Origin of the sequence: Eleftheria terrae (genome assembly GCF_030419005.1) — a bacterium.
GTDB classification, from domain to species: Bacteria; Pseudomonadota; Gammaproteobacteria; order Burkholderiales; family Burkholderiaceae_C; genus Caldimonas; species Caldimonas terrae.
On the sequence record NZ_CP106951.1, the window covers coordinates 3558248 to 3583542 of the forward strand.

The window sequence follows — 25295 nt, forward strand, 5'->3', positions numbered from 1 at the left end:
CAGCCGGCTCACGCGGCCGGCGCCCGCGGGGCCGCCAGCGAGTCCGACAGCCCGTACCAGTCGAGCTTGCGGGTGGCGATCATCAGCGCCGCCAGGACCGCGAACAGCAGCACTGCACCCATGGCCAGGGCCGCCTGCTCCATCTGCAGCAGGGCATACAGCGCGCCGTACAGGCCGCCGGTGCCGACGCCGAAGGCCACCCCCGCGCGCCAGCCGCCCAGCATGTGGCTGGCGTAGTAGGCCAGCAGCAGGGCGCAGCCCGTGCTGGCCGCCGCATAGGCGGCGCCGAAGGGCAGGTGCTCGGAGAGGCTGGCCAGCAGCAGGAAGAAGCACAGCAGCGCGCAGCCCACCAGCAGGTACTGCACCGGGTGCACGCGGCGGCGCTGCAGCAGCTCGACCATGCCGACCGCCACGAAGGTCAGCACGATGAACAGCAGCCCGTACTTGATCGCACGGTCGCTCAGCACATACGGGTTCACCGGGTCCATGAAGGCGACGCCGAAGCTCTCGATGCAACCCGGCTTGCGGCCGCCGGTGGCGGTCTCCAGCTCCGGCGAGGCCCAGGCCGACGCATGGCAGAGGCCGGCGCCGCGGGCGAAATCGGCCGGCGCCGTCGTGGCCAGCGACGAGACGAGCCAGGTGGCGGTGAAGCCGTCGGCCTTCACCTCGCGCGAGGCCGGCAGGAAGCGGCCGCCGAAGGACGGGTGCGGCCAGCCCGAATCGAGCACCAGGCGCGTGCTGCCGGCCACCGGGGCCAGCGACAGTTCGCCGGTGCCCAGCAGGTCCAGCTGCAGCTGGGCGGTGATGGCCGACTCGCCGCGCAGCGCCTCGGGCAGCACGGCATGGAAGCCGCCGGGATAGCTGCCATGGAAGGTGCCGGCCCGCACCGCCAGCGACTGGCCCTGCACCTGCACCTGCGCCAGCCGGATGCCGCGCGGGTCGCTCAGGGCCACCATCAGGAGCGGATCGCCGCACTGCAGCCGCGAGCCGGGATGCTCGCGGCGGGGCACCAGCGACGCCAGGCTGTCCCATTGCGCCTGCACGGTGGCCTTGGCGGCATAGGCGTTGACCTTGAACAGGCCGCGGTAGCGTGGCTCCGGTGCCGCGCTGGCGTCGATGTTCAAGCGGCTCGGCACGGCAGTGAGCCGGAATTCGCGGCGCTCGACCGTCACGGTGGGCGCCTGGCCGTCGCGCGCCTGGGTCTGCTCCCATTCCTCGACGCAGGCACTGTGCAGCACCGGCCCCATCACCGTTTGCCGCCCGGCGCTGCCTTGCTCGATGTTCTGCTCGGCCTGGCGCTGCCGGTGGCGGCGCTCGTCGACCAGCCGGTCGACGCTGTGCAGGCCGAGCAGCAGCGCGGCGAAGATCGCCACGATGGCGAGGGCTTTGAGGAGAAGGGGATGCTTCATGGCGAGGCCGATGGATGAGAAAGGCCCGCACTGTGGCCGGCCCCGGTGAGCCGCGCATGAAGTGCGTGAAGCGAATGTGAAGCGCTGCCGCTGCCGGCGCCGGGGACGGGCGCTGCTATGCGGTGTCCGCCAGTGCTTCGGCGACCGCCTGCGGCCCCGCCTGAGTGCCATGCGGCTGCGCCGCCCCGTGCGGCGGCGGTGCCAGGTGCCGCAGCCAGCCGGTGCTGGCCAGGCGCAGGCCGGCGGCGGCCTGCGCATCGGTGGCGGCCAGCGATGTCGCGGCCAAGGCGAAGAAGGCCTTGATCTGGCGGTACAGCGTGCCCGCGGTGATGCCGCCGCCCGCCGGCAGGCGCCCGCCGTCGCCGGTCGCGCACCCGAGCAGCAGGGTGCCGGCCGGCACACGGGCGCAGTCGCTGCCCAGGCCGCGCAGCTGCAGGTAGCGGCCAGCCTCGGCAGCCAGCGATGCCGGCACGGTCACGTCGCGCGGCTGGCCGCGCGGGCCGGTGACACGCAAGCGCCAGGCGGGCTGGCCATCAGGCCCGGGCTGGCAGCGCAGGTCGGCGGCCTGGCAGCCTACCGCTTCCGACAGGCGCAGCCCGGTGGCGGCCAGCAGGCGCAGCGCGAACTTCAGTCGCGGCCGTGCCCCGCGGTCGTCGAGCCGGGCCAGCAGCGTGTCCAGGTGCTGCCATTGCGCCAGGGTGAGCTGGCGCGGCCGGCCGGCCGGGGCTGCGCAGGGCAGCGGCGCCACCACGCCGGCCCAGGCGTCCTGCGCCAGGTAGCCGTGGCGTACCAGCCAGCGCGCCAGCGCCTGCAGCACCGCCAGCGCATGCCGGATCGCCGCCGCTGACAACGGGCCTTCAAAGGGCCGCCAGGCCGGGCTCCAGCGCGGCGTGCCGCGCGGGCCGCACCAGCGGCCGGCCGGCTGGGGGTCCTGCAGGAAGGCGAGGTAGGCCTGCAGGCCCTCGCCGTCGAGCGAGGACAGTGGCTGCCCGCGCACCTGCAGGCACCACAGCAGCAGCCGCTCCGCCTCGCGCCGGTAGGCCCGCGCGGTGTGCGGCGACGCCTGCGCGGCCAGCCAGGCATGCACTGCCTCGACATCGTTGGCCGCCAGCAGCGGCCCGGCCGCCGGCGCGGCCCGGAAGCGGCCGTCCCGGCCATCCAGCGCCGCCGGGCAGTGCAGCCGCTCCAGCGGCACGATGCCGGCCGCCGCCGGGGCACTGGCCAGCCGGGCCTGCCGGCGCTCGCCGGCGCTGAGGCGGGCCGCCTCGGGCAGCCGCACGCTGGCGTGGGGCGCCTGGGCCGCCAGCCAGGCTTCGATGCGGGCCGCCTTGGCCGCCCCCAGGCCGCGCAGGCCGTGGTGCCAATCGCGGCCGCCGGCCTCGATGCGCTCGGTCAGCTGGGCCAGGGTCAGCAGGCCGGCGGCACGCAGCTTGTCGGCATAGAGGGGGGCCAGCCATTCCTCGACCCGGTCCTGTGGGCGCGGTTGGGGAAAGCCGCGCGCCTCGATCCAGGCCAGGGCGTCGAGCAGACGGCGCACCGGGTGGGCAGCGCCGGCGGCGGTGGTGCCGTTGCGGCCCGCTGCACGGCGGGCGGCGTCGGTGGCTGCGGCAGCGCCGGTGAACAGCTGCGCCAACTCGGCACGCCCGGTGCGGTGGCTGGCCGCCGCCAGCTCGCGCTCGATCTCGACGATGCGGGCCTTCAGGTGCCGCAGGTCGGCCTCGCGAGGCTCGCCGGGGAAATAGCGGGCATGCAGCGCCCGCAGGCTCATGCCCTGCACATGGCCGCGGTAGAGGGCCAGTTCGGCGCGCGTCAGCCTGCCGCTGCGATGGGAAACGGGTGTCGGCTGTCGAGGCATGAGGCGGGGACGATGCGACGTGAAGGCCGGTTTTTCGGGCTCGCATTGTCGCCGCGGCCCGGCCACTTCAATGGCTTAATTTCACCCGCTTGATAAAGCGTGTGATCGACGGCCTGCGCCGGCCACAAAAAAGGCGCCCGCGGGCGCCTTCGATGGCGGCGGCAGTGCCGCGTCGGGGCCGTCAGCGCAGCGGCCGCTGGGTGGCGGGGCCTGCTGCCGCCGGCGTGGCGCGGCCGGCCTGCGGGGCCGCGGCAGCCGGCCGGCCCCAGGCATCGGGGCGCCGGCCGGAACTCCACCACGCGGCGGCGCCGGTGCTGGCCGCCAGCGTGAACTGGCCGATGGAGCCGTAGTCGCTGTAGCCGGTGCCGCCCGGGTCGCCCTTGCCGACACCGTCCACCACCAGGTAGTAGGTGCCGCTGTAGGGCAGGTTGGCGCTGACGGTGGCCTCCAGCCGGTCGGCTGGCAGGTCCCAGGCGATGGCGGTGCCGTTGGCGTCGTGCAGCGAGGCACCGATGTCCAGCATCGCGCCGCGTGCCGCTGGCGACACGGTGAGGCTGAAGGGACCCGCCTCGGCGGTGATGCGGAAGACATCGCGGTCGCCGGGATGCTGGATCACGCCGCTGGCCTGGAAGGCGGCACCGCCCTGCGCCGCCAGGGCCTGCAGCACCGTGGCGGTGCCCTGTGTCTCGCCATGGTCGTCCGGTGTCGGCTGCAGGCCGTTGCTCGCCATCACCGCATAGTCGTCCTCGCGGTTGTTGGCGTCGGCATACTCGCCCCGGCTCCATTGCACCAGCGGCTTGAAGTAGCCGGCGCCCATCACCGGGGCCCAGCCGGTGGCGCCCTCGCCGTGGCCCATGTAGTAGCCCTCGTTGCTGGTGCCGTCGTGGCTCAGGCCGAGGTTGTGGCCGACTTCGTGCACTGTGGCGTCGGCCACCGACTTCTCGTCGCCGCCGCCCAGCGCGTCGTAGAACACCAGGGCCGGCTTGTGATAGTCGTCGGTGTCGTCGAAGGCGCTGAGGTAGGCCACGCCGCCGCAGCCGCAGTTCATGAAGTGGCCGCGGGTGATGAGGGCGGTGGTGCCGTAGCGCTCATCGCCGAAGCCGGAGCGGCTCAGCGCGTCCGGGGGCGGGGGCTCGGTCGTCACGTCGACGTCGAAGGCGGCATAGGCCTCGGCCACCCGTTGCCAGATGCCCTGCATGCGTTCCAGCTCGAAGGCGCTGAAGGACTGCGGGTCGTTGTCCACGCTGAAGGGCTCGGCGTAGATCGGCGGGCGGTTCTCGTTCCAGGCGGTCTGGGCGAGCGAGGCGCCCAGGAAGTTCAGGTAGATGGTGCGCCGTGCGCCCGGCCGGCTGTGCAGCGTGAAGGTCTGGTCCAGCGGTTGCATGCGGGCCCGGGCGTCGGCCGCCATGGGCGCCGCGCGCAGCCCGGCGGAGGGCGGCAGCGGGCTGCGGTCTTCGACGAAGTAGACCCGGCCGCGGCGGTCGAGCCAGGCGGCCCGGTCGGTGGTGAGCAGCTCGCGCAGCTGGCGCGGGGAGCGGCCGTACCAGGCGGCCACGTCCGGCAGGCGGTCGCCCAGCGCCTGCACGGCCTGGTGCCCTTGCAGCTGCTGGGCCGGCAGCGCCAGCGCGGCGAAGGCCTTGCCGCTGCGCTGCACGGGGGCCCGCTCGCCGGCGGCCAGTGCGGCCGACGTGGCGGCGGCCAGGCTCAGCGCCAGCACCGCCCAACGGGCGACGGGACGCGCGCGGCCCGGCGCCGGGCGAGGGCGGCGCCCGCCAGCGGCGGGGCCTTGCTTCGAGTACGTCATGCTGTGTGGACTCCTCTCGGAATGGGGATGGAAGCTCCTTGGCGCCGACGGTGGCGCACGGGGCGGCCGAACTCTCCCATGCCGGCAGGGCGCCGGATGTCGGTTCGTAACCCGGGCCAAAGCCCTGCAAAAGCTTGCAGGCCCTGGCGGCGCTGGGATGGCCGGACGATGGGTGGACATCCCCTGCCAACCACGAGTTACGTAAGTGCTCGCTCCTTTTGATGGGCGGACGGATCCACGCGATGAGCGGAGCGCGGTGGGGTCAGCGGCAGCCGCAGGCTGGCCCGCAGGCCGGGCGACGCCGGCTGCAATTCCAGCCGGCCGCCATGCAGCTGCATGATCTGGCGCACGATGGCCAGGCCCAGCCCGCTGCCCTTGGCGCCGTCCCGGCGCACGGTGGAATAGAAGCGCTCGCCGAGGTGGGGCAGGGCATAGTCGGCCACGCCGGGGCCGTGGTCGCGCAGCTCGACCACCGCCTGCCCGGCGTCCTGGCGTACCGACAGCTCCAGCGGCGACCCAGGCGGAGCGAAGTCGATCGCGTTCTGCAGCAGGTTGCTCACGGCGACGGCGATCAGCTCGGCATCGCCGGCCACCGCGAGTGGCTCCTGCACGCGCCAGACCGGTTGCAGGCGATGGCGGGCGAGCTGCGCCTGCTTGTCGGCCAGCGCGCCGTCGACACAGGCGCACAGGGGCACCGCGGTGGCATGGGCCAGCGCCCGCTGGCCCTCCAGGCGCGACAGCTCCAGCATCCGGTCCACCAGGGTGCGCAGGCGTTCGGTCTGCTCGGTGATCTGGGCGGTAAAGACCTCGCGGTCGGGCGCGGGGAGTTCGTCCTGCAGCAGCTCGGCGGCGCCGCGGATGGCGGCCAGCGGGCTCTTCAGCTCATGCGTGAGCGCCCGCACCACCCGCTCCAGGTGCTCGCGGTCTTCCAGCCGCTCGCGCATCGCGTCCACCGCACGGGCCAGCTCGCCGAGCTCGCCCGACAGCTGCGGCACCGCCGGGGCCTGGCCGGCCTGCACATGCTGGGCATAGTGGCGCAGGCGGCGCACCGACCACACCAGCCAGCCGGTCACCAGCACCCCCACGGTCAGCGACAGGCCGAGCAGCCACAGGCCCTGCACCAGGATCTTGTGCTCGGCCCGCTCGATGAACTTCTGCACCGTCACCAGCGGCTTGAGCACGGTCAGCACGCCGATGATGCGGCCGTTGCGCCGCACCGGCGCCGCCACGTACATCACGGAGGTGCGGTCGTCCAGGTAGATCTCGCGTGTCGCGCGGGCGCCGTATTCACCGCGCAGCGTGCGGGCGACATCGTTCCAGCGCGAGAAGTCCTGGCCCACCGAGCCGTCATGGCGGGAGTCGAACACCACCCGGCCGGTGGCGTCGGTGACGTAGAGGTCGAAGTCGAGCGACTGCTTGCTCAGGCCCCAGATGCGGGCATCGATGGGCCGGCGGGCGTAGTCCCGCACCCGCCGGGCGAAGGGGCCTTCGCCCAGCGAGCCGCCCGCTGGCAGGGTGGCCAGCTCGTCGGCCACCTGCTCGGCCAGCAGGTTGGCGGTGTCGACCATGATGTCTTCCATCACCTCGCGCACGCTGGGCTTGACCTCGGCCACGAACACGCGCAGCACGAAGAAGGCCGCGATGCCGGTGATCAGGAAGAAGCCCAGGAAGAGCCGCAGGCCGAGCTTCATCGCCGGCAGGGCGCGGGCAGCGCCGGTCGGTGCGCAGGGCGGGGCCGCCTTGGCGCCGGCCGCGCCAGGGCGGCGACGGCCGGCCGGCTCGACAGCGGGGCGCGGGTGCTCAGGGCAGCTCCAGCGAATAGCCCATGCCGCGGTGGGTGACGATCACCTCCAGGTCGGCTCGCACCTCGCGCAGCTTCGCGCGCAGCGTCTTGACGTGGGTGTCCACCGTGCGGTCGGTGCTGTCGGCGCCCAGGCCCCAGACGGCGTCGAGCAGTGCGTCGCGGCTGTGGATGCGGCCCGGCGTCTTCAGCAGCAGTCGCAACAGGCCGAACTCGCGGCGGGTCAGCGTGAGCCATTGGCCGCAGTAGCGGATGCGGGCGGCCGCCTCGTCGCACTCGAACAGCGAGGCGGCCGGAGCCGGTGCTGCAGGCGCCGTCGCACCGAGGCGGGCGCGCCGCAGCAGCGCCCGCACGCGGGCGACCAGCTCGCGGGGGCTGAACGGCTTGGCGATGTAGTCATCCGCGCCCAGCTCCAGGCCGAGCACCCGGTCGGTCTCGTCGGCGCGGGCGGTCAGCAGCACGATGGGCAGGGCCGGGCGCTGCTGGCGCAGTTCGCGGCACAGGTCCAGGCCGCTGCCATCGGGCAGGCCGACGTCCAGCACCGCCAGCTCGATGCCCGGCGTCGCCTGCAGGCGCGCCTGGGCCTCGCGCACCAGGCCGACCTGCTCGACCGTGTAGCCCTCGCGCCCCAGGGCATAGGCCACTGTGCGGGCGATGGCGGGATCGTCTTCGAGCAGGAGCAGGTGGGCGGCGGAGGACATGGCGGCAGCGGGGTTCGGCAGGCGCGAGCTTAGCGTCCCGCGGAGCGCCGTGGCGCTGGCCGGCTGGCGATGTCCCCCCCGCAGCCGAGGGGGCGGTGCCGGCCGCCGGGACGGCGGGGCCGGCGTCAGACCATGGTGGCCAGCGCCTCGCTCACCCAGCGGGCACAGGCACCGGGGCGGGCCTGCAGCAGGAAGTGGGGGCCGTCGATCGCGTCGACGCGGCAGCCCGGCCAGTGGGCCTGGAACCAGCCCGCCGAGCGCCGGGGCACCAGCCGGTCGCCCAGTGCCTGCAGGTAGCGCAGCGGCGGCAGGTCGCCGGCCGGTCCGGCCGGCGGGCGGGCCACGCTGCGCAGCAGGGCCAGCCGGTGGGCGATCACGGCCGGCGCCACGCGGGCGAGCGCCTGGCGCAGCAGGGCCAGCGTCGCTGCATCCGCTTCGCGGCCAACGCAGGCATGGCGCAGCAGCCAGTCCGGGGCACCGCGAGCCAGGTGAGCGCTGCCCGGCAGCCGGGTGGCGAGCTGAAGCAGCCAGGGCCGGGGCGGCTCGGCGAAGGCGGCCACGCAGAGCAGGCCGGCCAGCCGCGGCGGACGGCGCTGCATCAACTGCAGCGCCACCAGGCCGGAGAAGGACTCGGCCAGCAGCACGACGCGGCCGTCGGCCGGCCAGGCCTGCTCCACCACGTCGGCATGCTGCGCCAGGGTCAGGGGGTGCTCGCAGGGGTAGCGCAGCACCTCGGCCCGCACGCCGGCCGGCAGCGCGGCCAGCAGGGGCGCGAACAGCAGGCCGGTGCCGTCCAGGCCGGGCAGCAGGAGCAGTCGCAGTTTTTCGATCGCCACGCTCAGCCCCTGTCCGTGCCGCCGCCCGGCGGGTAGACCGGTTCGACGGACGCTGGCTGGCGTGCCCACCGGGCGGCCGGCCGGTGCGGCCGGGCCCGAAGCCCGCCGTCGACATTCGGGCGGCGGCCTGGCAGCACGAGGACCGCGCTGCGCGGGCAGACGGTACGCCGGATGGCGCCACCGGCGCAACGCCTGCGCCGGGCGGTGCCGCGTGGACAGGGCAAGCCCCGCATGGTGACGAGTGGACGCCGGGCGCGCCCGACCGCGCACCCGGCGTCCCGAGGGCCCGCCTCGGTGGAGTCGGGCGGCAGGTCGGCATCGCAGCACGTGCAGTGGAGCCGGGGCTGAAGCATGGACGGTCGTTGGGCGGCAAGGGTCAGGCGTGGCGGCATTCTGCCGCGCGGCCGTGTCCCGGCCCTCGGTGCGGCCCTGCGCCACTGCCGGACAATGTGGCGATGACTTCTTCTCCTTCCCCTTCCTCCGAGGTGCCGGCGGCCGGCGCAGCCGTTGTCGTCGGCGGCGGCCCGGCAGGGCTGATGGCCGCCGAGGTGCTGGCCGCTGCCGGCTGCCCGGTGGACCTCTATGACGCCATGCCCTCGGTGGGGCGCAAGTTCCTGCTGGCCGGCAAGGGTGGGCTCAACCTGACGCATTCGGAGCCGATCGAGCCCTTCCTGTCCCGCTACGGCAGCCGCCGCGAGCCGCTGGCCGGCTGGCTGGCCGGCTTCGACCCGCAAGCGCTGCGCGACTGGGCCCAGGGCCTGGGCGTCAGCACCTTCGTCGGCAGCTCCGGCCGGGTCTTCCCGGCCGAGATGAAGGCGGCGCCGCTGTTGCGCAGCTGGCTGCAGCGCCTGCGCGGCAGCGGCGTGCGCCTGCACATGCGGCATCGCTGGCTGGGCTGGGCCGAGGACGGCCGCCTGCGCTTTGCCGGCCCGGCCGGCGAGCTGCGCCGGCCAGCGGGCGCCGTGGTGCTGGCGCTGGGCGGCGCCAGCTGGCCGCGGCTCGGCTCGGACGCGGCCTGGGTGCCGTGGCTGCAGCAGCGCGGCATCGAGGTGGCGCCGCTGCAGCCCGCCAACTGCGGCTTCGACGTGGCCGGCCGCGCGCCGGGCAGCCGCGGCTGGACCGAGCATTTCCGCAGCCGCCATGCCGGCGAGCCGCTGAAGTCGGTGGTGCTCGCGCATGCCGGCGCGGACGGTGGCGAGCCGTTTCGCCGCCAGGGCGAGTTTGTGGTGACGGACAGCGGCATTGAGGGCAGCCTCGTGTACGCCGCATCCGCCCGGCTGCGCGACGAGATCGCGCAACGCGGCGAGGCGCGCATCGAGCTCGATCTGATGCCCGGCTGGGAGCCTGCGCGCGTGCTGGCCGAGGTGACGCACCCGCGCGGCTCGCGTTCGCTGTCCAGCCACCTGCAGAGCCGGCTGTCGCTGAAGGGGGTGAAGATGGGCCTGCTGCGCGAGTTGCTGCCGGCCGCCGACTTCAACGACCCGGCCCGGCTGGCGCGCGCCATCAAGCAGCTGCCACTGACGCTGGCGGCACCGCGGCCGGTGGAGGAAGCCATCAGCAGCGCCGGCGGCGTGCGGCTGGAGGGGCTGGACGAGCACCTGATGCTGCAGGCCCTGCCGGGCGTCTTCTGCGCTGGCGAGATGCTGGACTGGGAAGCGCCGACCGGCGGCTACCTGCTCACCGCCTGCTTCGCCAGCGGCCGGGTGGCGGGGCTGGGCGCGGCGGCCTGGCTGCGGGAACGCGCCGGCGCAGCTCGTCCGGCCTGAGCGCAGGGGCAAGGGCCGAAACAGGCTGGCCCCGCGCTCTCCGTGTGCCTGGGCGGGCCTGCGGGCCGTGCCCCGGCCCCTGCGCCCTTCCAAGGAACGCGGGCCATCCTCGGCGAGGCGGCGGTGCTCCTGCCCGGCCTCGGCGTGCGGCTCAGCTCGCTGTCGCCGGGCCGCCGGGCCGCCCGGCCGGGACCGGCTTCGGCGGCGGCGTGGATGCCCGCACCGCGGCTCAGCCGTGATAACGGCGCCAGGTCACGGACGGCAGTTCGCCGAACAGCTCGCGGTATTCCTGCGAGAAGTGCCCCAGGTGCCAGAAGCCCCAGTGCACCGCTGCCTCGGTCACCGAAGGGGCCGTGCGCAGCAGCCGGCGCACGCCGGCCAGCCGCACCGCCCGCAGGAAATTCACCGGGCTGGTGCCCAGCACCTCCTGGAAGCTCGCCTGCAGGCAGCGCCGGCTGACGCCCAGCTGGCGGCACAGCTGCTGCACGCTGGGCGGCTCGTCGGGCCGGCCGAGCACGATGTCGCGGGCGCGGGCCACCAGCTTCCAGCGGCGCTGCGCATTCAGGTCGGGCCCGCCGGCGGGTGCCATCTCGTCGCCCAGCAGCTCGGCCAGCGCCTGCAGGGCCGCCTCGCTCACGGCCGCCGCATGGCGTGCCGGCCGGGCCGATGGCGGCGTGGCCAGGGCCTCGAAGGCCTGCACGACGAAACGCCGCCAGGCGCCGCAGCGCTGCGCCGACGCGGCGTGCAGGCCCGGCTGCTGCAGCGCCCCGGCCAGGCCGGCGTCGCCGAGCAGGGTGGCGTCCAGCTCGATGCCGGCCATCACCAACCCGGCCGGGGTGCAGAACTCGAAGCCGCCGGCGCCGGAGAACACGAACAGCCGATCGGCATCCGCCACCGGCGTGCCGCAGAAGGCCGCCGGCTCCGGCAGCGCCAGCGGCACGCCAATGGCCACCCGGCCGTCCCGCAGCGCCCCCGCCTGCCACAGCCGCCGGCTGGTGCGCTCCACGAAGAGATGCACCGAGCTCGTGCCCGCCGGCAGCCAGGCTTCCTGCACCTCGCCCTCGAACGGGCCGCAGGACAGCTGCGCATACCGCTGGTTCCAGCCGTGCAGCAGCGCGGCCTGCTCGTCGACATCGCAGGTGCGGCGCTGCTGCAGCGTGGCGGTCATGGCGGGCGGAGGCGGCATCGCCCGCCGGGAAAGCAAGAGCCAGGCCGCTGGCCAGCGGGGCGCCGGCGTGCCGAAATGGGATAGCGCCCGGCGCAGCGCCTGCCTACCGTGTGCCAGGTCGACACAACGGTGAAGGAGCGCGCGATGCAACACCCCGGTCAGCAGCAACTCAAGCCCACCCTCAATGCCTGGCACCTGTGGGGCCTGGCGGTGGGGCTGGTGATCTCCGGCGAGTACTTCGGCTGGAGCTATGGCTGGGCCAGCGCCGGCACGCTGGGCTTCCTGGTCACCACGCTGGTGGTGGCGACGATGTACACCACCTTCATCTTCAGCTTCACCGAACTGAGCACGGCCATCCCGCATGCCGGCGGGCCCTTTGCCTACGCGGCCCGGGCCTTCGGGCCCACCGGCGGCTTCATCGCCGGCTTCGCCACGCTGGTGGAGTTCGTGTTCGCGCCGCCGGCCATCGCGCTGGCCATCGGTGCCTACCTGCAGGTGCAGTTCCCCGCGGCGGACGCCAAGCTGATGGCGGTGGGCGCCTACCTGGTCTTCATGGCGCTCAACATCGTCGGCGTGCGCACCGCTGCCACCTTCGAGCTGATGGTGACGGTGCTGGCCATCTTCGAGCTGCTGGTGTTCATGGGCGTGGTGGCGCCCGGCTTCTCGCTGGCGCGCTTCACCGCAGGCGGCTGGTCGGGCCAGGCGTCCTTCTCGGCGGCGGCCATCCCCGGCATGTTCGCCGCCATTCCGTTCGCCATCTGGTTCTTCCTGGCCATCGAGGGCGTGGCCATGGCGGCCGAGGAGGCGCGCGAGCCGCGCCGCACCATTCCCATCGCCTACATCGCCGGCATCCTCACGCTGCTGGTGCTGGCGCTGGGCGTGATGGTGCTGGCCGGCGGGGTGGGTGACTGGCGCCAGCTCGCCAACATCAACGACCCGCTGCCGCAGGCGATGAAGGCGGTGGTGGGCGGCGACAGCGGCTGGCTGCACATGCTCGTGTGGATCGGCCTGTTCGGGCTGGTGGCCTCCTTCCACGGCATCATCCTGGGCTACTCGCGGCAGATCTTCGCGCTGGCGCGCGAGGGCTACCTGCCGCGCGTGCTGGCCAGCGTGCACCCGCGCTTCGGCACGCCGTGGGTGGCGGTGCTGGCCGGCGGTGTCGTCGGCATCGCGGCCATCTTCAGCGACAACCTCGTCACCCTGGGCGGGCAGACGCTGACCGCCAACATCGTCATCATGGCGGTGCTCGGTGCTATCGTCATGTACATCATGTCGATGGCCAGCCTGTTCGCGCTGCGCCGCAAGGAGCCTGCCCTGGAGCGGCCCTTCCCGGCGCGCGGCTACCCGCTGTTCCCGGCCGTGGCGCTGGTGCTGGCGGTGGTATGCCTGGGCACCATGGTGTACTTCAACCCGCTCGTGTCGGCGCTGTTCGCGCTGCTGATGGCGCTGGCCTGGGGCTACTTCCGCCTCACCGCGGTGCAGCGGGCGGCGGCCCCGGCGCAGCGCCTCACCCCCACTGCCTGAGCGAGGTCGCCGATGCCCGGATTCACCCAGGACCTCGGCGGGCAGCGCTGGCGCTTCGCCGACCTCAAGAGCCTGCTGGCGCGTGCCACGCCGCTGCGCTCGGGCGACCAGCTGGCCGGCCTGGCGGCGGCCACCGCGGCCGAGCGCATGGCCGCCCGGCTGGCGCTGGCCGACCTGCCGCTGCGCCACTTCCTCGACGAGGCGGTGGTGCCCTACGAGCGCGACGAAGTCACCCGCCTGATCTTCGACACGCACGATGCGCTGGCCTTCGCCGAGATCAGCCACCTCACCGTCGGCGGCCTGCGCGACTGGCTGCTGAGCGACGCCGCCGACAGTGCCGCGCTCGCCCGGGTGCGGTCCGGCCTCACGCCCGAGATGGTGGCGGCCGTCAGCAAGCTGATGCGCAACCAGGACCTGATCCTGGTGGCCCGCAAGTGCCGCGTCGTCACCCGCTTCCGCGACACCATCGGCCTGCCGGGCCACATGGCGGTGCGGCTGCAGCCCAACCATCCGGTGGACGACCCGCGCGGCATCGCGGTGTCCATGCTCGACGGGCTGCTCTACGGGGCCGGCGATGCCGTCATCGGCGTCAACCCGGCCAGCGACAGCCTGGGTGCGCTGATCGACCTGCTGCATGTGCTGGACGAGGTGATCCAGCGCTTCGAGGTGCCGACCCAGTCCTGCGTGCTCACGCATGTGACCAACACCGTGCAGGCCATCGAGAAGGGCGCGCCGGTGGACCTGGTGTTCCAGTCGGTGGCCGGCACCGAGGCGGCCAACCGCAGCTTCGGCATCGACCTCGCGCTGCTGCGCGAGGCGCGCGAGGCGGCACTGTCGCTGCGGCGCGGCACGCTGGGCGACAACGTCATGTACTTCGAGACCGGCCAGGGCTCGGCGCTATCGGCCAACGCCCACCATGGCGTCGACCAGCAGACCTGCGAGGCGCGGGCCTACGCGGTGGCACGCGCCTACGCGCCGCTGCTGGTGAACACGGTGGTCGGCTTCATCGGCCCGGAATACCTCTACGACGGCAAGCAGATCACCCGCGCCGGGCTGGAGGACCACTTCTGCGGCAAGCTGCTGGGCCTGCCGATCGGCTGCGACGTCTGCTACACCAACCATGCCGAGGCCGACCAGGACGACATGGACAACCTGATGACGCTGCTGGGCGCGGCCGGCGTCAGCTTCCTCATCGGCGTGCCGGGTGCCGACGACGTGATGCTCAACTACCAGAGCACGTCCTTCCACGATGCCCTCTACCTGCGCCGGGTGCTGGGCCTGAAGCGGGCCCCCGAGTTCGAGGCCTGGCTGCAGCGCATGGGCATCACCGACAGCGCCGGCCAGCTGCTGCCGGCCCATGCCGGCAATGCCTTGCTTGCGCACTGGCCCCTGGCCGAGACCAGCGTGGCGCCCGCCGCGTGGGGAGCGCTGTCGTGAACAAGGCCATGCCGCCCGGTGCGGCTGGCGGGCCGGCCCCCGGCGAGGCAGCGGCCCGGGGGGGGCCCACTGGCGAAGCACCGGCCTGGAATGAGTCCGCCGACCAGGCGCCAGCCTTGAGCGCAGCTGCCGATCAAGCACCGGCCTCGAACGGGTTGGCCGGCCCCGCCCCCGCCGCGAGTGAACCCGCCGACCAGGCGCCGGCCTCGAGCGCAGCTGCCGGACGTGCGCCGGCCTCGAGCGGATCGGCCGGCCCCGCCCCGGCCGAGAGTGAACCCGCCGGCGAAGCCGTCGCGCCCGATCCCTGGGCCCACTGGCGGGGGCTGACCCCCGCACGGGTGGCCCTCGGGCGGGCGGGGGCCAGCCTGCCGACCCGCGAGTTGCTGGCCTTCGGCTGTGCCCATGCGCAGGCCCGCGACGCGGTGCACCTGCCGCTCGACGTGCCGGCGCTGGCGGCGCGCATCAAGGCGCTGGGCCCTGCGGTGCAGCGCGTGCGCAGCGCCGCGCCCGACCGGGCCACCTACCTGCTGCGGCCCGACCTGGGCCGGCGGCTCGACACGGCCTCGGCCGCCGCCCTCGACGCACTTGACCCCCCTGCCTGCGACCTGCTGCTGGTGGTGGGAGACGGCCTGTCCTCCGCCGCCGTGGAGCGGCAGGCGGTGCCGGTGATCGAGCGGGTGCTGCAGCGCTGCCCGGCCGGCTGGCGGCTCGGGCCGGTGGTGCTGGCCGAGCAGGCGCGCGTGGCGCTCGGCGACGACATCGGCCAGCGCCTGCGGGCCCGCTGCGTGGCGGTGCTGATCGGCGAGCGGCCGGGCCTGAGTTCACCCGACAGCCTGGGCATCTACCTGACCCATGCGCCACGTGTCGGCCGCACCGACGCCGAGCGCAACTGCCTGTCGAACGTGCGTCCCGAAGGCCTCAGCCACGACGAGGCCGCACGCAAGCTGCTGTGGCTGGCCCGCGAGGCGCTGCGCCTGCAGCTCACCGGCGTGGGCCTGAAGGACCTCAGCGACGTGCGCGCGCTCGACGCGCAGTAGGCGCTTGCCCGCGCGGTGCGTGACGCAAGTCGCGCCGCCGGCGTGCACGTGAATCACTTCGGTCAAGTGACGGCTCACAGCGCCGCTTCCCGGAACAGGTCGCTTCGTGCGCCGGCCCCCCGCGGCCGGCAACCGCAGCCGACGCCGGTCGCGGTGAACAGCAGCGCCCCCGGCGGGTTCCCTGCCGCTGCTGACGCCGATCGAAGAAACGCAGATGAAAAAGCCCGCTGCCGCCGCCCTGTCCGCCCTGATGCTGGGCCTGTTCTCTGCACCCGTGCTGTCGGCTTCGACCGCTGAAGCCGCCGAGGCGCCCGCTGCCCCGGCAGCGCAGGCCGACGCCGGCCGGCAGCTGTGGATCACCAGCGGCTTCCTGTCGTATCACACCCGACATGCCGACCGCTACCGCAGTGCCAACACCGGCATCGGCGCGGAATGGCACCTGTCGGAACGCTGGCAGCTCAATGCCGGGCACTACACCAACTCGGTGAACGGCAGCAGCAACTACCTGCAGGCCGGCTGGGCACCGCTGGGCATGCAGCTGGGCGCCAACACCCGGCTGCGCCTGGGCGCCAGCCTGGGGGTCGTCAACGGCTACAAGAGCGTGCGTGACGGCGGCTACTTCCCGACCCTGGTGCCCATGCTGGCCATCGAGCACCGCCGCGTCGGCGTCAACCTGGTCTACATCCCCAGCCTCGACGATCGGGTGGACGGCGCGCTGGCCGTGCAGTTCAAGGCCCGCCTGTTCTGAGCAAGGGGGCAGCCGAGGGCTGCCACTGTACTGTCACGGCTGCCAGGGCGGGCGGCACGGGGCTTGCCGCGCCGCGGAGGGTCCGTGCCACCACCCTCAAGGAGCCGCACCATGCCCCGTTCCACCAATGCGCTGGAGGTCTTGCGTCGCGATCACAAGAAGGTCCTCACACTGTTCCATCGTTTCGAGAAAACCGATGACGAGGGCGAGCAGCGTGAACTGCGCGACGAGATCGTCACCGAGCTGACCACCCACGCCGACATCGAGGAAGGCGTCTTCTACCCCTACCTGCGCGACGCCACCGCCCGCGAGGACCTGTTCGAGGAAGCGACGCTGGAGCACCAGACCACCCGGGACCTGCTGTCCCGGCTGCAGGACGAGCCGGCCGGCACTCCCCGCTTCCAGGCCATGGTGCGGGTGCTGGGTGAATATGTCGCCCTGCATGTGAAGGAAGAGGAAGGCGAGATCTTCCCGCAGGTCGAGAAGACCGGTGTCGACCTCGATGCGCTGGGCCAGGAGCTGGAAGACCGGCGTGCCGGCAGCCCCGGCACCGCACCGGTGGACGGTCGCGGCGACAGCCGCGCCGAGGCCGGGGAGGGCGACGATGCCGGCGGCCCCGTCACCGGCGAGGACGCCGCCAACTTCGCTGCTCAGGGCCAGCTGCTGTCAGGCAGCGCCCGCCATGCCAAGTGGATCCACACGCTGGACGACCGCCCCGACCATGACGGCCAGACCCTGGCCACCCGCAATCCGGACGTCATCATGCGCTGGGCCGATGAACGGGGCGCCCGTCCGGCCACCGTGCACGATGCCGACCCCGGGCAGCCGCGCGTGTTGCGCCTGGACTTCCCCGACTACGACAGCGGGCTGCAGGAGGTGTCCTGGCAGGCCTGGCTGGACACCTTCCGTGAACGCGGGCTGGTCTTTGTCTTCCAGGACCGGATGAAGGCTGGCAACCCGAGCAATTTCTTCCATCTGGACAGCCCGCGCCACGAGGAAGGCTGAGCACTGCCGGCGGCAGCACAGCGTGGCCGGCTCCACCGCGGCACGAGGCCGCGGCCCGGCGACGGCGGTCTGCCAGCCGCCAGGCCGGCTGCAGCAGCGCAGTGCAGCGCGTGCCCAGCCGGCCGGCAGGCTGCAGCATCACCGGCATGGCACGGCGGGGCGGGGCAGCGGGCAGCGGGCAGCGGGCAGCGGGCAGCGGGCAGGCGACGGGCAGCCGGATGCGCTTCAGCTGCCGAGGGCCGGGAACAGCTTCACCAGGCCGTCGGCCATGATCTCGACCGCCAGCGCGGCCAGGATCAGGCCCATCAGCCGCGTCATCACGTTGATGCCGGTCTGGCCGAGCAGCTTGGCGATGCGGCCGGCGGCCGACAGTGCCAGGAAGGCCGCGGCGCCGATCACCACGCCATAGCCCATCAGCGCGCCCACCTGCCACCAGTGCTGGGTCTTCTGGGCATAGATCACCATGGTCGAGATCGTCGCCGGGCCGGTCAGCAGCGGAATGGTGAGCGGCACCACGGCAATGCTGGCACCGGCGTCGGCCTTGGAGGCGCCTTCATTGACGTCTTCCTCGCTGGTCTCGGCCGGGTGGGCCTGCAGCATCTGCATCGAGCTGATCAGCAGCAGCAGGCCGCCGCCGACCTGGAAGGACGCGATCGAGATGCCGAAGAACTCGATCACCCGCAGGCCCGCGACCGCGCTCACCGCCACCACCACGCAGGACGCGAACGACGCCACCCGGATGGTGTGGCGCTTTTGCTCGGCGGTGAAGCCACGCGTGAAGTGGATGAAGAACGGCACCACGCCGATCGGATTGACGATTGCCAACAAGGCGATGAGGGGTTTGAGCAGGTCCATGCCCGATTCTGCTCAGCGACCGCCGCCCACGTCCAGCACCGCGCCGGTGGTGTAGCTGGCTTCGTCCGACAGCAGCCAGGCGATCGCATGGGCGATCTCCTCCGGCCGCCCCGGGCGCTGCATCGGGATCTGGCCGGCCAGTGCCCAGGCCCGCTCGGGCTCGCCGCCCGAGGCATGGATGTCGGTCTCGGTGATGCCGGGGCGCACCGCGTTGACGCGGATGCCTTCGTCGGCCACCTCGCGCGCCAGGCCCAGCGTGAAGGTGTCGATGGCGGCCTTGCTGGCAGCGTAGTCCACGTACTGGCCCGCGCTGCCGGCCCGCGCCGCCACGGAGGAGACATTGACGATGGCACCGCCGCTGCCGCCGTGGCGCCGGCTCATGCGCCGCACCGCCTCGCGAGCACACAGGAAGCTGCCGAACACATTGATGGCGAACATGCGCTCCACCCGCGCCAGGCTCATTTCATCCACCCGGGCCCGGGTGTCGACGATGCCGGCGTTGTTGACGAGGCCGTCGAGCCGGCCCCACTGGCGGTCGATCTCCTCGAACAGGCGCAGCACCTCGGCTTCCACCGAGATGTCGGCCTGCAGGGCCAGTGCCTGGCCGCCCTGTTCGCGCAGCTCGCAGGCGACCCGCTCGGCCGCCGCGGCGTCGCGGGCGTAGTTGATGACGACTCGGTGGCCGCGGGCCGCGCACAGCCGCGCGGTGGCCGCGCCGATGCCGCGGCTGCCGCCGGTGATAAGGGTGAGGGGCTGCTTCATGGCAGGCATTGTGCGGCCGAACATCGCGTGGCGCGGGCCGGTTTCAGGAACAACCGTTGCTGAACCTGTGAAGGACCAAGCTGTACCAGGAGCGACGCATGGACACCTTCCTCCGTTCCCGCAAGCGCCCGCCGGGCGGGCTGGACCTGGGCCCCGACGAGCGCATCCGGCGGCGCACCGAGGCGCACCTGGCCGAGGCCGCCCAGCGCGGGCCGCAGTACATCGAGCGACGGCTGGTGGAGCTGGATGAGGAGTGGGACATCGAGCGCTGGCTGGAAACCGCCGCCGCGTCGGTGAGCCTGGCCGGCGCCGCGCTCGGTGCGACCGTGGACCGCAAGTGGTTCCTGGTGCCGGCGGTGGTGGCCGGCTTCCTGCTGCAGCACGCGCTGCAGGGCTGGTGCCCGCCGCTGCCGCTGCTGCGGCGCCTCGGCGTGCGCACCGCCGACGAGATCCACCAGGAGCGCTACGCGCTGAAGGCCTTGCGCGGCGATTTCGCGGGCGTGGCCTCCCCGGAGGTCATGCACAGCGTGGACGAGTTGATGTACGCCACCCGGCACTGACGCATCGGCGCCACAACTTCCCGGCGGTGTTGCATCGTTGCCACGTTTGAGTGTGCTGGGCAGGTGCCGGCCTGCTTGCCCTGGAACGACCGTTCAATCGACGATCAGGGGACACATCAGCAAGCCACGTGCGCAGGTTGAACGCTGTCAGGTCCGTAACTACGCTCGTTTCACGCGCGAAGTGCCGAAAGTGTCTGCCAACTTCTGCGGCGAAAGTGTGTGCTTTTATCGCACTCCTTTAGTCGGGCATTCGAACTATTTCACTCATTTCATTCGCGTGTAGAAATCCATTTCCAGATCGTACTAGGTAAAAACATTAATTCTCCTTAATGCGGGGTCCTCTCACCATCCGCCCCGAGGACGTGAACGACTTTCCCTCGAAGAAGTGAAAGCGGCGGTCCTCGGATCTAACTATCTGGAGAGATGAACGTGAGGACCACCCCCAAGCTCAAGCTGGCCGCTGTTGCCGCCCTGACCGCACTGCTGGCACCGGCCGCTTTTGCACAGGCATCGAATGTTCAGGTTTATGGTCGCGTGGACCTGGGCCTGCGCAAGGTCACCAGCGAGAAGCTGGCTGTCGAGCCGGGCTCGGGCAACCGCCTGGGCTTCAAAGGCGTCGAGGACCTGGGCAGCGGCCTGAGTGCCTTCTTCCACATGGAGCACCGCTTCAACGCCGACACCGGTGCGTCCCAGGACCCGTTCTGGACCGACGTCTCGGTGGTGGGCCTGCGTGGTGGTTTCGGTGAAGTGAAGCTGGGCCGCCAGGCGTCCCCCATCGACATGGCCACCGGCGGCGGCTATGAGGTCTACGACGGTGACACCGTGGGCGCTTCCTTCAGCCGCGCTGGCGCTGGCGAGACCAAGTGGGCGAACTCGGTGATGTACACCACCCCGGCCCTCGGCCCGGTCAGCCTGGCCGTCGGTAGCAGCCTGAAGGAAAGCACGGGCGCAGAGGCGAACAGCTACGGCGCGGCCCTGACCTACCTGGCCGGCCCGATCAAGGCCAGCGTGGCACTGCAGCAGAACCACGACAAGTCCGACAGCGTCGGCTTCGGCCTGAAGTACTCCGGCACCGGCTGGCGCATCTATGGCACGGCCGCCCGCACCAAGGACATCGGCGGCGACGACGGTGCCAAGCAGACCGACCTGCAACTGAGCGGTGGCTTCGATGTCGGCACCGGCGAACTGCGTGCCCTGTTCAACCACAGCAAGCTGGACGACGTGAAGACCCGCAAGTTCTCGGTGGGCTACTTCTACCCGCTGAGCAAGCGCACCTTCCTGTACACCGACGTGGCGCGCCAGAAGACCGACGACCAGAAGTCGAGGAACGGCATCGACTTCGGCATGCGCCACGATTTCTGATCGCTGGCACGAGAGCGAGTGAGCGGGTCACCCCCTCCGGGATGACTCGAGTTTGAGGGGTTCCTGCGGGAACCCCTTTTTTGTTGCGGCAGCCGCCGACCGGCTGGCGCGGTGAACGGCACCGCTGGCCCGCGCGGCACCGCCCCGCGGGCCGGGACGGCCTGCCGCTCAGCTGATCACCTGCACCTCGCCGCTCTTGAGCGACGCCGTCAGCGCCAGCCCGATGCGGGTGGCCTCGGTCGCGTCCTGCAAGGTCAGCGGCACCGGCCTGCGGCCGCAACAGGCATCGACGAAGGCCTGCATCTCCTGCTCGAAGGCGTTGGCGAAGCGCTCGAAGAAGTCATCCACCGCCTGCTGGCGCACGCCATGGCGGTCGCTCAGCACCACCCGGTCACGCGCGGCGCCGGCGCCCACCAGCAGCTTGCCTTCGGTGCCGATGACCTCGGTGCTCGGCTCGTGGCCGTGCGCGAAGGTGCGCGAGGCATAGAACATCGCCCGTGCACCCCCCTCGAACTCGACGATGCCCATCGCGTTGTCCACGTCGCCCAGCGGCGCCAGGTCGTGGGGGACGGCGATGGTGCCGCTGGCAAAGGCACGTGTCGCCTTCGGCTGGCCGAGCATCCAGCGCGCAAGGTCGATGTCGTGCACGCTGCAGTCCATGAACAGGCCGCCGGAGCTGGGCGCAAAGCGCACGAAGAAGCCGGAGGGGTCGAGCCGGTCGCAGGTCTGCGAGCGCACCAGGAAGGGCCGCCCGATGCCGCCTTCGCTCACCTGCGCAAAGGCGTTCGCATAGCTCCTGTCGAAGCGCCGCACGAAGCCCACCATCGCCACTTGCTGCGGGCGACCTGCGGCCACCGCCTCGACGCGCTCGCAGTCATGCAGGTTCAGCGCCAGTGGTTTCTCGATGAAGACATGCTTGCCCGCCTCCAGCGCCAGGATCGCCTGGTCGGCATGCAGGGCAGTGGGGGTGACCAGCACCACCGCGTCCAGCTCGGGGTCCTGCACGAGTTGCTCGTAGTGCTCGTACAGGCGCGCCACCCCGAGGGCGTCGCGCGCATGGACCAGCTCCTCGGGCACCGGGCTGCAGGCCGCGGCCAGGACGCAACCGCGGGTGCGGTGCACAAGGTTGTCGGCATGCCGGCGGCCCAGGCGGCCAAGGCCGGCGATGCCCAAGCGCAGGGCTTGAGGCATGGCAAAGCTCTCCAGTGAGGGGAAGGCAGCGGCCGCCGCTGCGGCGGCCGGACAGGCGGCAGGGAAGCGGTGGCCAGGCACTGTGCCCGGCCGCGCTGGCTCAGAGCCGCACCGGCTGGCCGCTCTGGTGCGACAGCGCGGCTGCGTCGGCCAGCTTCTGCGCTGCCACGCCGTCGGCAATGGTGGTGCGCAAGGGCGCGCCGGTCTGCAGCGCGTCGAAGAAGTGCGCCATCTCCAGCCGGTAGGCGTCGCGGTAGCGCTGCAGGAAGAAATGCTCGGGCTTGTCCGCATGCACGCCGCGGGCGTCCCACTGCAGCACCTCGCTCGGCCTGTGGTTGCCGCAGGCGAGCAGGCCCTGGCTGCCCAGCACCTCGAAGCGCTGGTCATAGCCATAGGCGGCGCGCCGCGAGGTGTTGATCTGGCACAGCCGGCCGCGCCGGGTGCGCAGCGTGACGGCGGTGCTGTCGATGTCGCCCACCTCGGCGATGCGCGGGTCCACCAGGCAGGAGCCGGTGGCGCTGATCCATTCGGCTTCGTCGCCATCGGCCGCGAGGATCCAGCGGAACACGTCGAAGTCGTGGATCAGCATGTCGCGGAAGATGCCGCCCGAGCCCTTCAGGTACTCCGCCGGCGGTGCGCCCGGATCGCGGCTGGTGATCACCAGCATCTCGGGCGTGCCGATCTCGCCGCGCTGCAGGCGTTCCTTCGCTTCGTTGAAGGTGGGATCGAAGCGGCGCTGGAAGCCGATCATGCAGGCCACGCCGGCCGCCTCCACCGCGCGTTGGCAGGCGTCGGCCCGCGGCACCGAGAGGTCCACCGGCTTCTCGCAGAAGATGTGCTTGCGTGCCGTGGCGGCCCGCGTGATCAGCTCGCTGTGCGTGTCGGTGGGCGAGGCGATGGCCACCACGTCGATGCTGCTGTCGTCGAACACCGCCTCGATGCTGCCCACCTGGGCACCGTGCTGCTGGGCCAGCGCCGCGGCGTTGTCGGCCACCGGGTCGCAGACGTACTTGAGGCGCACCCCGGACAGGGCGGCGATGTTGGCGGCATGGATGCGGCCGATGCGGCCGGCCCCGAAGATGGCGACGTTTTTCATGCGTTGAGGCTGGAGGTGCGGGTGGTGGTGGGCTGGTAGGCAAGCTCCAGCCGGTAGGCCAGCGCAATGAACAGGCTCTGTGCCAGGCCCATGGTGCTGGTGAGGGAGCGGAAGCCGAGCACCGAGGTGTCCTGCACCAGCAGCGTGGTGTGGGCCTCGCGGGCGAGGGCGCCCATGCGGCTGTCGGTGATGGCGATGAGCTTGGCGCCGCGCTGCACCGCGCTGTGCGCCACCGTCACCGTCTCCTCGGCATAGGGGGCGAAGGAGATGGCGATCATCACGTCGCCGCGGCGCACCGAGCGCACCTGGCCCTCATGCGTGCTGCCGAGCGCCGAGACCAGCTGGATGCGCTTGTCGGTGTGCTGCAGCGCGTAGTCCAGGTAGGCCGCCACCGAAAAGGAGCGCCGCGAGCCGACGATCCAGATGGAGTCGGTCATCGACAGCAGGTCCACCGCCTTCTTGAAGGCGGGCTCGTCCAGGCTGTTCTGCAGCTCCTGCATGCCGGCGATGCTGCCGGCCAGGAACTCGTGTGCGATCTCGGTGCTGCTGAGCGAGCCGCCGCCCGACTCGATGACCTCGCGGATGCGGGCCTTGTAGTTGCGGCTCGGCGCGATCTGCTTGGCGATCACCTCGCGGAAGACCTTCTGCATCTCCGAGAAGCCGGAGAAGCCGAAATGCTTGGCGAAGCGCACCACCGCCGAGGGCTGCACGCCGCAGTTCGCCGCCACGTCCTGGATGCCCTCCAGCCCCAGGTGGTCGCGGTGTTGCTCCACATAGCGGGCGATGACCTTGAGCTGGCGGCTCAAGCCCTCGAACTCGCTGGAGATGTGCTTCATCAGCTGGTCGACGGTGCTGGGAGGAGAGGCGGGCATGCGCGGCTCGTGCGTGGAAAAGTTTTATCAATTCTAGAAGTGCGCTGCCGTTTGTGGAAACGGGTTTTCCCGCAAGGCGGTAGTTGGAAATGTATTTGCGACCCGGGGCGCGCGGGGCGCGGCCGTTCAATCACGCTGCCACCGGGCTCTGCCGCGAGCCGATGCAGGGCCTCGCAAGCCGGGCGCCTGGTGCTGTAACGAAGGCACCGCAGGACAGGCCGGATCCCGCCGAGCCCGGATCTGGCATTAGAAACGGGTTTTCCCTAACGCCAGAACTTAGAATTCCATTTGCAAGAAGAGAAGCGCGTTTCTACAATCGCTTCGCAGGGAAACGACATTTGCAGATCGCCATCCCGGCTGCAGGACAGCCAGGGTGGCATCGGGTCGATGCCCGGCGGCCACGGGCCTGTCCCGCCGCCGCGTGAACCACAGCCTGCCGCGATGTACGGCAGCACCCGTTCCACCAGACCGAGAGGACGACAAATGAAACGATGGACCGCCGCATTGGCCGCCGCGCTGATGTTCCCCCTGGCCGCCCTGGCCCAGACCAAGATCGGCGTCTCGATGGCGCACTTCGACGACAACTTCCTCACCATCCTGCGGCAGGCCATGGCCAAGCATGCGGAGGGGCAGAAGGGCGTCAGCATCCATTTCGAGGACGCACGCGGCGATGTCGGGCGGCAGGTCAACCAGGTGGAGACCTTCGTCTCGCAGAAGGTCTCGGCCATCATCGTCAACCCGGCCGACACCGCCGCCACCAAGCGCATGAGCGAGGCCGCCCGCAAGGCCGGCGTGCCCATCGTCTACGTGAACCGCCGGCCGGACGAGAAGATGGGCAACGGTGCGGTCTTCGTCGGCTCCGACTCGCTCATCGCCGGCCGCCTGCAGATGGACTACCTGGCCAAGAAGCTGGAAGGCAAGGGCAACGTGGTGATCATGGTCGGCGAGCTGTCCACCGATGCCGCGCGTGACCGCACCAAGGGCGTCAAGGAAGTGGCGGCCAAGTACCCCGGCATCAAGATCATCGAGGAGCAGACCGCCAACTGGCAGCGCAACCAGGGCCTGGACCTGATGAGCAAGTGGATCAGCGCCGGCCTCAAGATCGATGCGGTGGCCTCCAACAACGACGAGATGGCCATCGGTGCGCTGCTGGCGATGCGCCAGGCCAAGGTGTCGCCGAAGAAGGTGCTGGTGGCCGGCGTCGACGCCACGCCTGACGCACTCACCGAGATGCAAAAGGGCGACCTCGCGGTGACGGTGTTCCAGAACGCCCGCGCCCAGGGTGTCAGCGCGGTCGAGGCGGCCATCAAGCTGTCCAAGGGCGACAAGAGCGTGCCGGCCGAGGTGATGATTCCCTACGAGCTGGTGACGCCCGAGAACTTCAAGAAGTACGCCTCCAACTGAGGGGAGCGCTGAGGCCGCGGGGCTGGCGCCCCGCCGTTCCCGCGGCCTCTCTTTTGATGCCACCGGTGTCCTGCGGGCCACCGCTGGCCCCCTCGCACCTGC

Annotated in this window: 21 protein-coding genes; 9 read left to right on the forward strand and 12 right to left on the reverse strand. The window is 71.9% G+C overall.

Features of this window, described 5'->3' with window-relative positions; all coding sequences use genetic code 11:
- Nucleotides 1-8 precede the first annotated feature (8 nt).
- The 6 genes from creD to N7L95_RS15785 all read right to left on the reverse strand — a co-directional run bounded on the left by creD (nt 9) and on the right by N7L95_RS15785 (nt 8406).
- Complete coding sequence (gene creD, locus N7L95_RS15760) at nt 9-1409, reverse strand: cell envelope integrity protein CreD (RefSeq protein WP_301256206.1); 1401 nt, start codon at nt 1407-1409, stop codon at nt 9-11.
- A 115-nt stretch (nt 1410-1524) separates the two neighbouring features.
- Nucleotides 1525-3264: a site-specific integrase gene (locus tag N7L95_RS15765; protein ID WP_301256207.1), complete on the reverse strand. Its 1740-nt coding sequence runs from the start codon at nt 3262-3264 to the stop codon at nt 1525-1527.
- Nucleotides 3265-3445: 181 nt separating this feature from the next.
- The gene (locus tag N7L95_RS15770) at nt 3446-5068 is read right to left on the reverse strand and encodes a hypothetical protein (protein WP_301256208.1); all 1623 of its coding nucleotides are present in this window, start codon (nt 5066-5068) and stop codon (nt 3446-3448) included.
- A 197-nt stretch (nt 5069-5265) separates the two neighbouring features.
- Nucleotides 5266-6759: a two-component system sensor histidine kinase CreC gene (creC, locus tag N7L95_RS15775; RefSeq protein WP_301256209.1), complete on the reverse strand. Its 1494-nt coding sequence runs from the start codon at nt 6757-6759 to the stop codon at nt 5266-5268.
- 109 nt (nt 6760-6868) lie between these two features.
- A complete protein-coding gene (gene creB / locus N7L95_RS15780; protein WP_301256210.1) occupies nt 6869-7570 on the reverse strand; it encodes a two-component system response regulator CreB in 702 nt (233 codons plus the stop codon).
- A 125-nt stretch (nt 7571-7695) separates the two neighbouring features.
- A complete protein-coding gene (locus tag N7L95_RS15785) occupies nt 7696-8406 on the reverse strand; it encodes an alpha/beta fold hydrolase (RefSeq protein WP_301256211.1) in 711 nt (236 codons plus the stop codon).
- A 455-nt stretch (nt 8407-8861) separates the two neighbouring features.
- Between N7L95_RS15785 and N7L95_RS15790 the strand changes: the two genes are divergently transcribed.
- The gene (locus tag N7L95_RS15790; RefSeq protein WP_301256212.1) at nt 8862-10172 is read left to right on the forward strand and encodes a TIGR03862 family flavoprotein; all 1311 of its coding nucleotides are present in this window, start codon (nt 8862-8864) and stop codon (nt 10170-10172) included.
- A 229-nt stretch (nt 10173-10401) separates the two neighbouring features.
- Here the strand turns inward: N7L95_RS15790 and N7L95_RS15795 are convergent, their stop codons facing one another.
- Entirely contained in the window at nt 10402-11340 is a 939-nt protein-coding gene (locus N7L95_RS15795; protein WP_301256213.1) for a helix-turn-helix domain-containing protein, read from the reverse strand.
- 144 nt (nt 11341-11484) lie between these two features.
- Here N7L95_RS15795 and eat point away from each other — a divergent pair, with 144 nt between their 5' ends.
- The 5 genes from eat to N7L95_RS15820 all read left to right on the forward strand — a co-directional run bounded on the left by eat (nt 11485) and on the right by N7L95_RS15820 (nt 17091).
- Complete coding sequence (gene eat, locus N7L95_RS15800) at nt 11485-12864, forward strand: ethanolamine permease (protein ID WP_301256214.1); 1380 nt, start codon at nt 11485-11487, stop codon at nt 12862-12864.
- 12 nt (nt 12865-12876) lie between these two features.
- Nucleotides 12877-14301 carry an ethanolamine ammonia-lyase subunit EutB gene (locus N7L95_RS15805; protein ID WP_301256215.1) on the forward strand — a complete coding sequence of 475 codons (1425 nt, stop codon included), beginning with the start codon at nt 12877-12879 and terminating at the stop codon, nt 14299-14301.
- A 116-nt stretch (nt 14302-14417) separates the two neighbouring features.
- The gene (eutC, locus tag N7L95_RS15810) at nt 14418-15338 is read left to right on the forward strand and encodes an ethanolamine ammonia-lyase subunit EutC (RefSeq protein ID WP_301256216.1); all 921 of its coding nucleotides are present in this window, start codon (nt 14418-14420) and stop codon (nt 15336-15338) included.
- A 214-nt stretch (nt 15339-15552) separates the two neighbouring features.
- Nucleotides 15553-16086, forward strand: a complete 534-nt coding sequence (locus N7L95_RS15815) for a hypothetical protein (protein WP_301256217.1) — start codon at nt 15553-15555, stop codon at nt 16084-16086.
- A gap of 111 nt (nt 16087-16197) precedes the next feature.
- Nucleotides 16198-17091: a hemerythrin domain-containing protein gene (locus N7L95_RS15820; RefSeq protein ID WP_301256218.1), complete on the forward strand. Its 894-nt coding sequence runs from the start codon at nt 16198-16200 to the stop codon at nt 17089-17091.
- Nucleotides 17092-17316: 225 nt separating this feature from the next.
- On the opposite strand, the gene N7L95_RS15825 is transcribed toward N7L95_RS15820, so the two are convergent.
- Both N7L95_RS15825 and N7L95_RS15830 read right to left on the reverse strand, forming a co-directional pair.
- Nucleotides 17317-17946 (reverse strand): MarC family protein, encoded by a 630-nt coding sequence (locus N7L95_RS15825; protein ID WP_301256219.1) that lies wholly within the window; start codon nt 17944-17946, stop codon nt 17317-17319.
- 12 nt (nt 17947-17958) lie between these two features.
- On the reverse strand, nt 17959-18708 hold the full coding sequence (locus tag N7L95_RS15830; RefSeq protein ID WP_301256220.1) for a glucose 1-dehydrogenase: 750 nt from the start codon (nt 18706-18708) through the stop codon (nt 17959-17961).
- 98 nt (nt 18709-18806) lie between these two features.
- Here N7L95_RS15830 and N7L95_RS15835 point away from each other — a divergent pair, with 98 nt between their 5' ends.
- Together N7L95_RS15835 and N7L95_RS15840 are read left to right on the forward strand one after the other, a co-directional pair.
- A complete protein-coding gene (locus tag N7L95_RS15835) occupies nt 18807-19268 on the forward strand; it encodes a YgaP family membrane protein (protein WP_301256221.1) in 462 nt (153 codons plus the stop codon).
- Nucleotides 19269-19697: 429 nt separating this feature from the next.
- On the forward strand, nt 19698-20630 hold the full coding sequence (locus tag N7L95_RS15840; protein WP_301256222.1) for a porin: 933 nt from the start codon (nt 19698-19700) through the stop codon (nt 20628-20630).
- Nucleotides 20631-20798: 168 nt separating this feature from the next.
- Here the strand turns inward: N7L95_RS15840 and N7L95_RS15845 are convergent, their stop codons facing one another.
- From N7L95_RS15845 to N7L95_RS15855, 3 genes are all read right to left on the reverse strand, one after another.
- Nucleotides 20799-21821, reverse strand: coding sequence for a Gfo/Idh/MocA family oxidoreductase (locus N7L95_RS15845; RefSeq protein WP_301256223.1), 1023 nt, complete (start codon nt 21819-21821; stop codon nt 20799-20801).
- 100 nt (nt 21822-21921) lie between these two features.
- A complete protein-coding gene (gene iolG / locus N7L95_RS15850; RefSeq protein ID WP_301256224.1) occupies nt 21922-22917 on the reverse strand; it encodes an inositol 2-dehydrogenase in 996 nt (331 codons plus the stop codon).
- On the reverse strand, nt 22914-23789 hold the full coding sequence (locus tag N7L95_RS15855) for a MurR/RpiR family transcriptional regulator (RefSeq protein WP_301256225.1): 876 nt from the start codon (nt 23787-23789) through the stop codon (nt 22914-22916). The genes iolG and N7L95_RS15855 overlap by 4 nt, the downstream gene beginning before the upstream one ends.
- A 483-nt stretch (nt 23790-24272) precedes the next feature.
- Here N7L95_RS15855 and N7L95_RS15860 point away from each other — a divergent pair, with 483 nt between their 5' ends.
- Nucleotides 24273-25193, forward strand: coding sequence for a sugar ABC transporter substrate-binding protein (locus N7L95_RS15860; protein ID WP_301256226.1), 921 nt, complete (start codon nt 24273-24275; stop codon nt 25191-25193).
- Nucleotides 25194-25295: the final 102 nt, after the last annotated feature.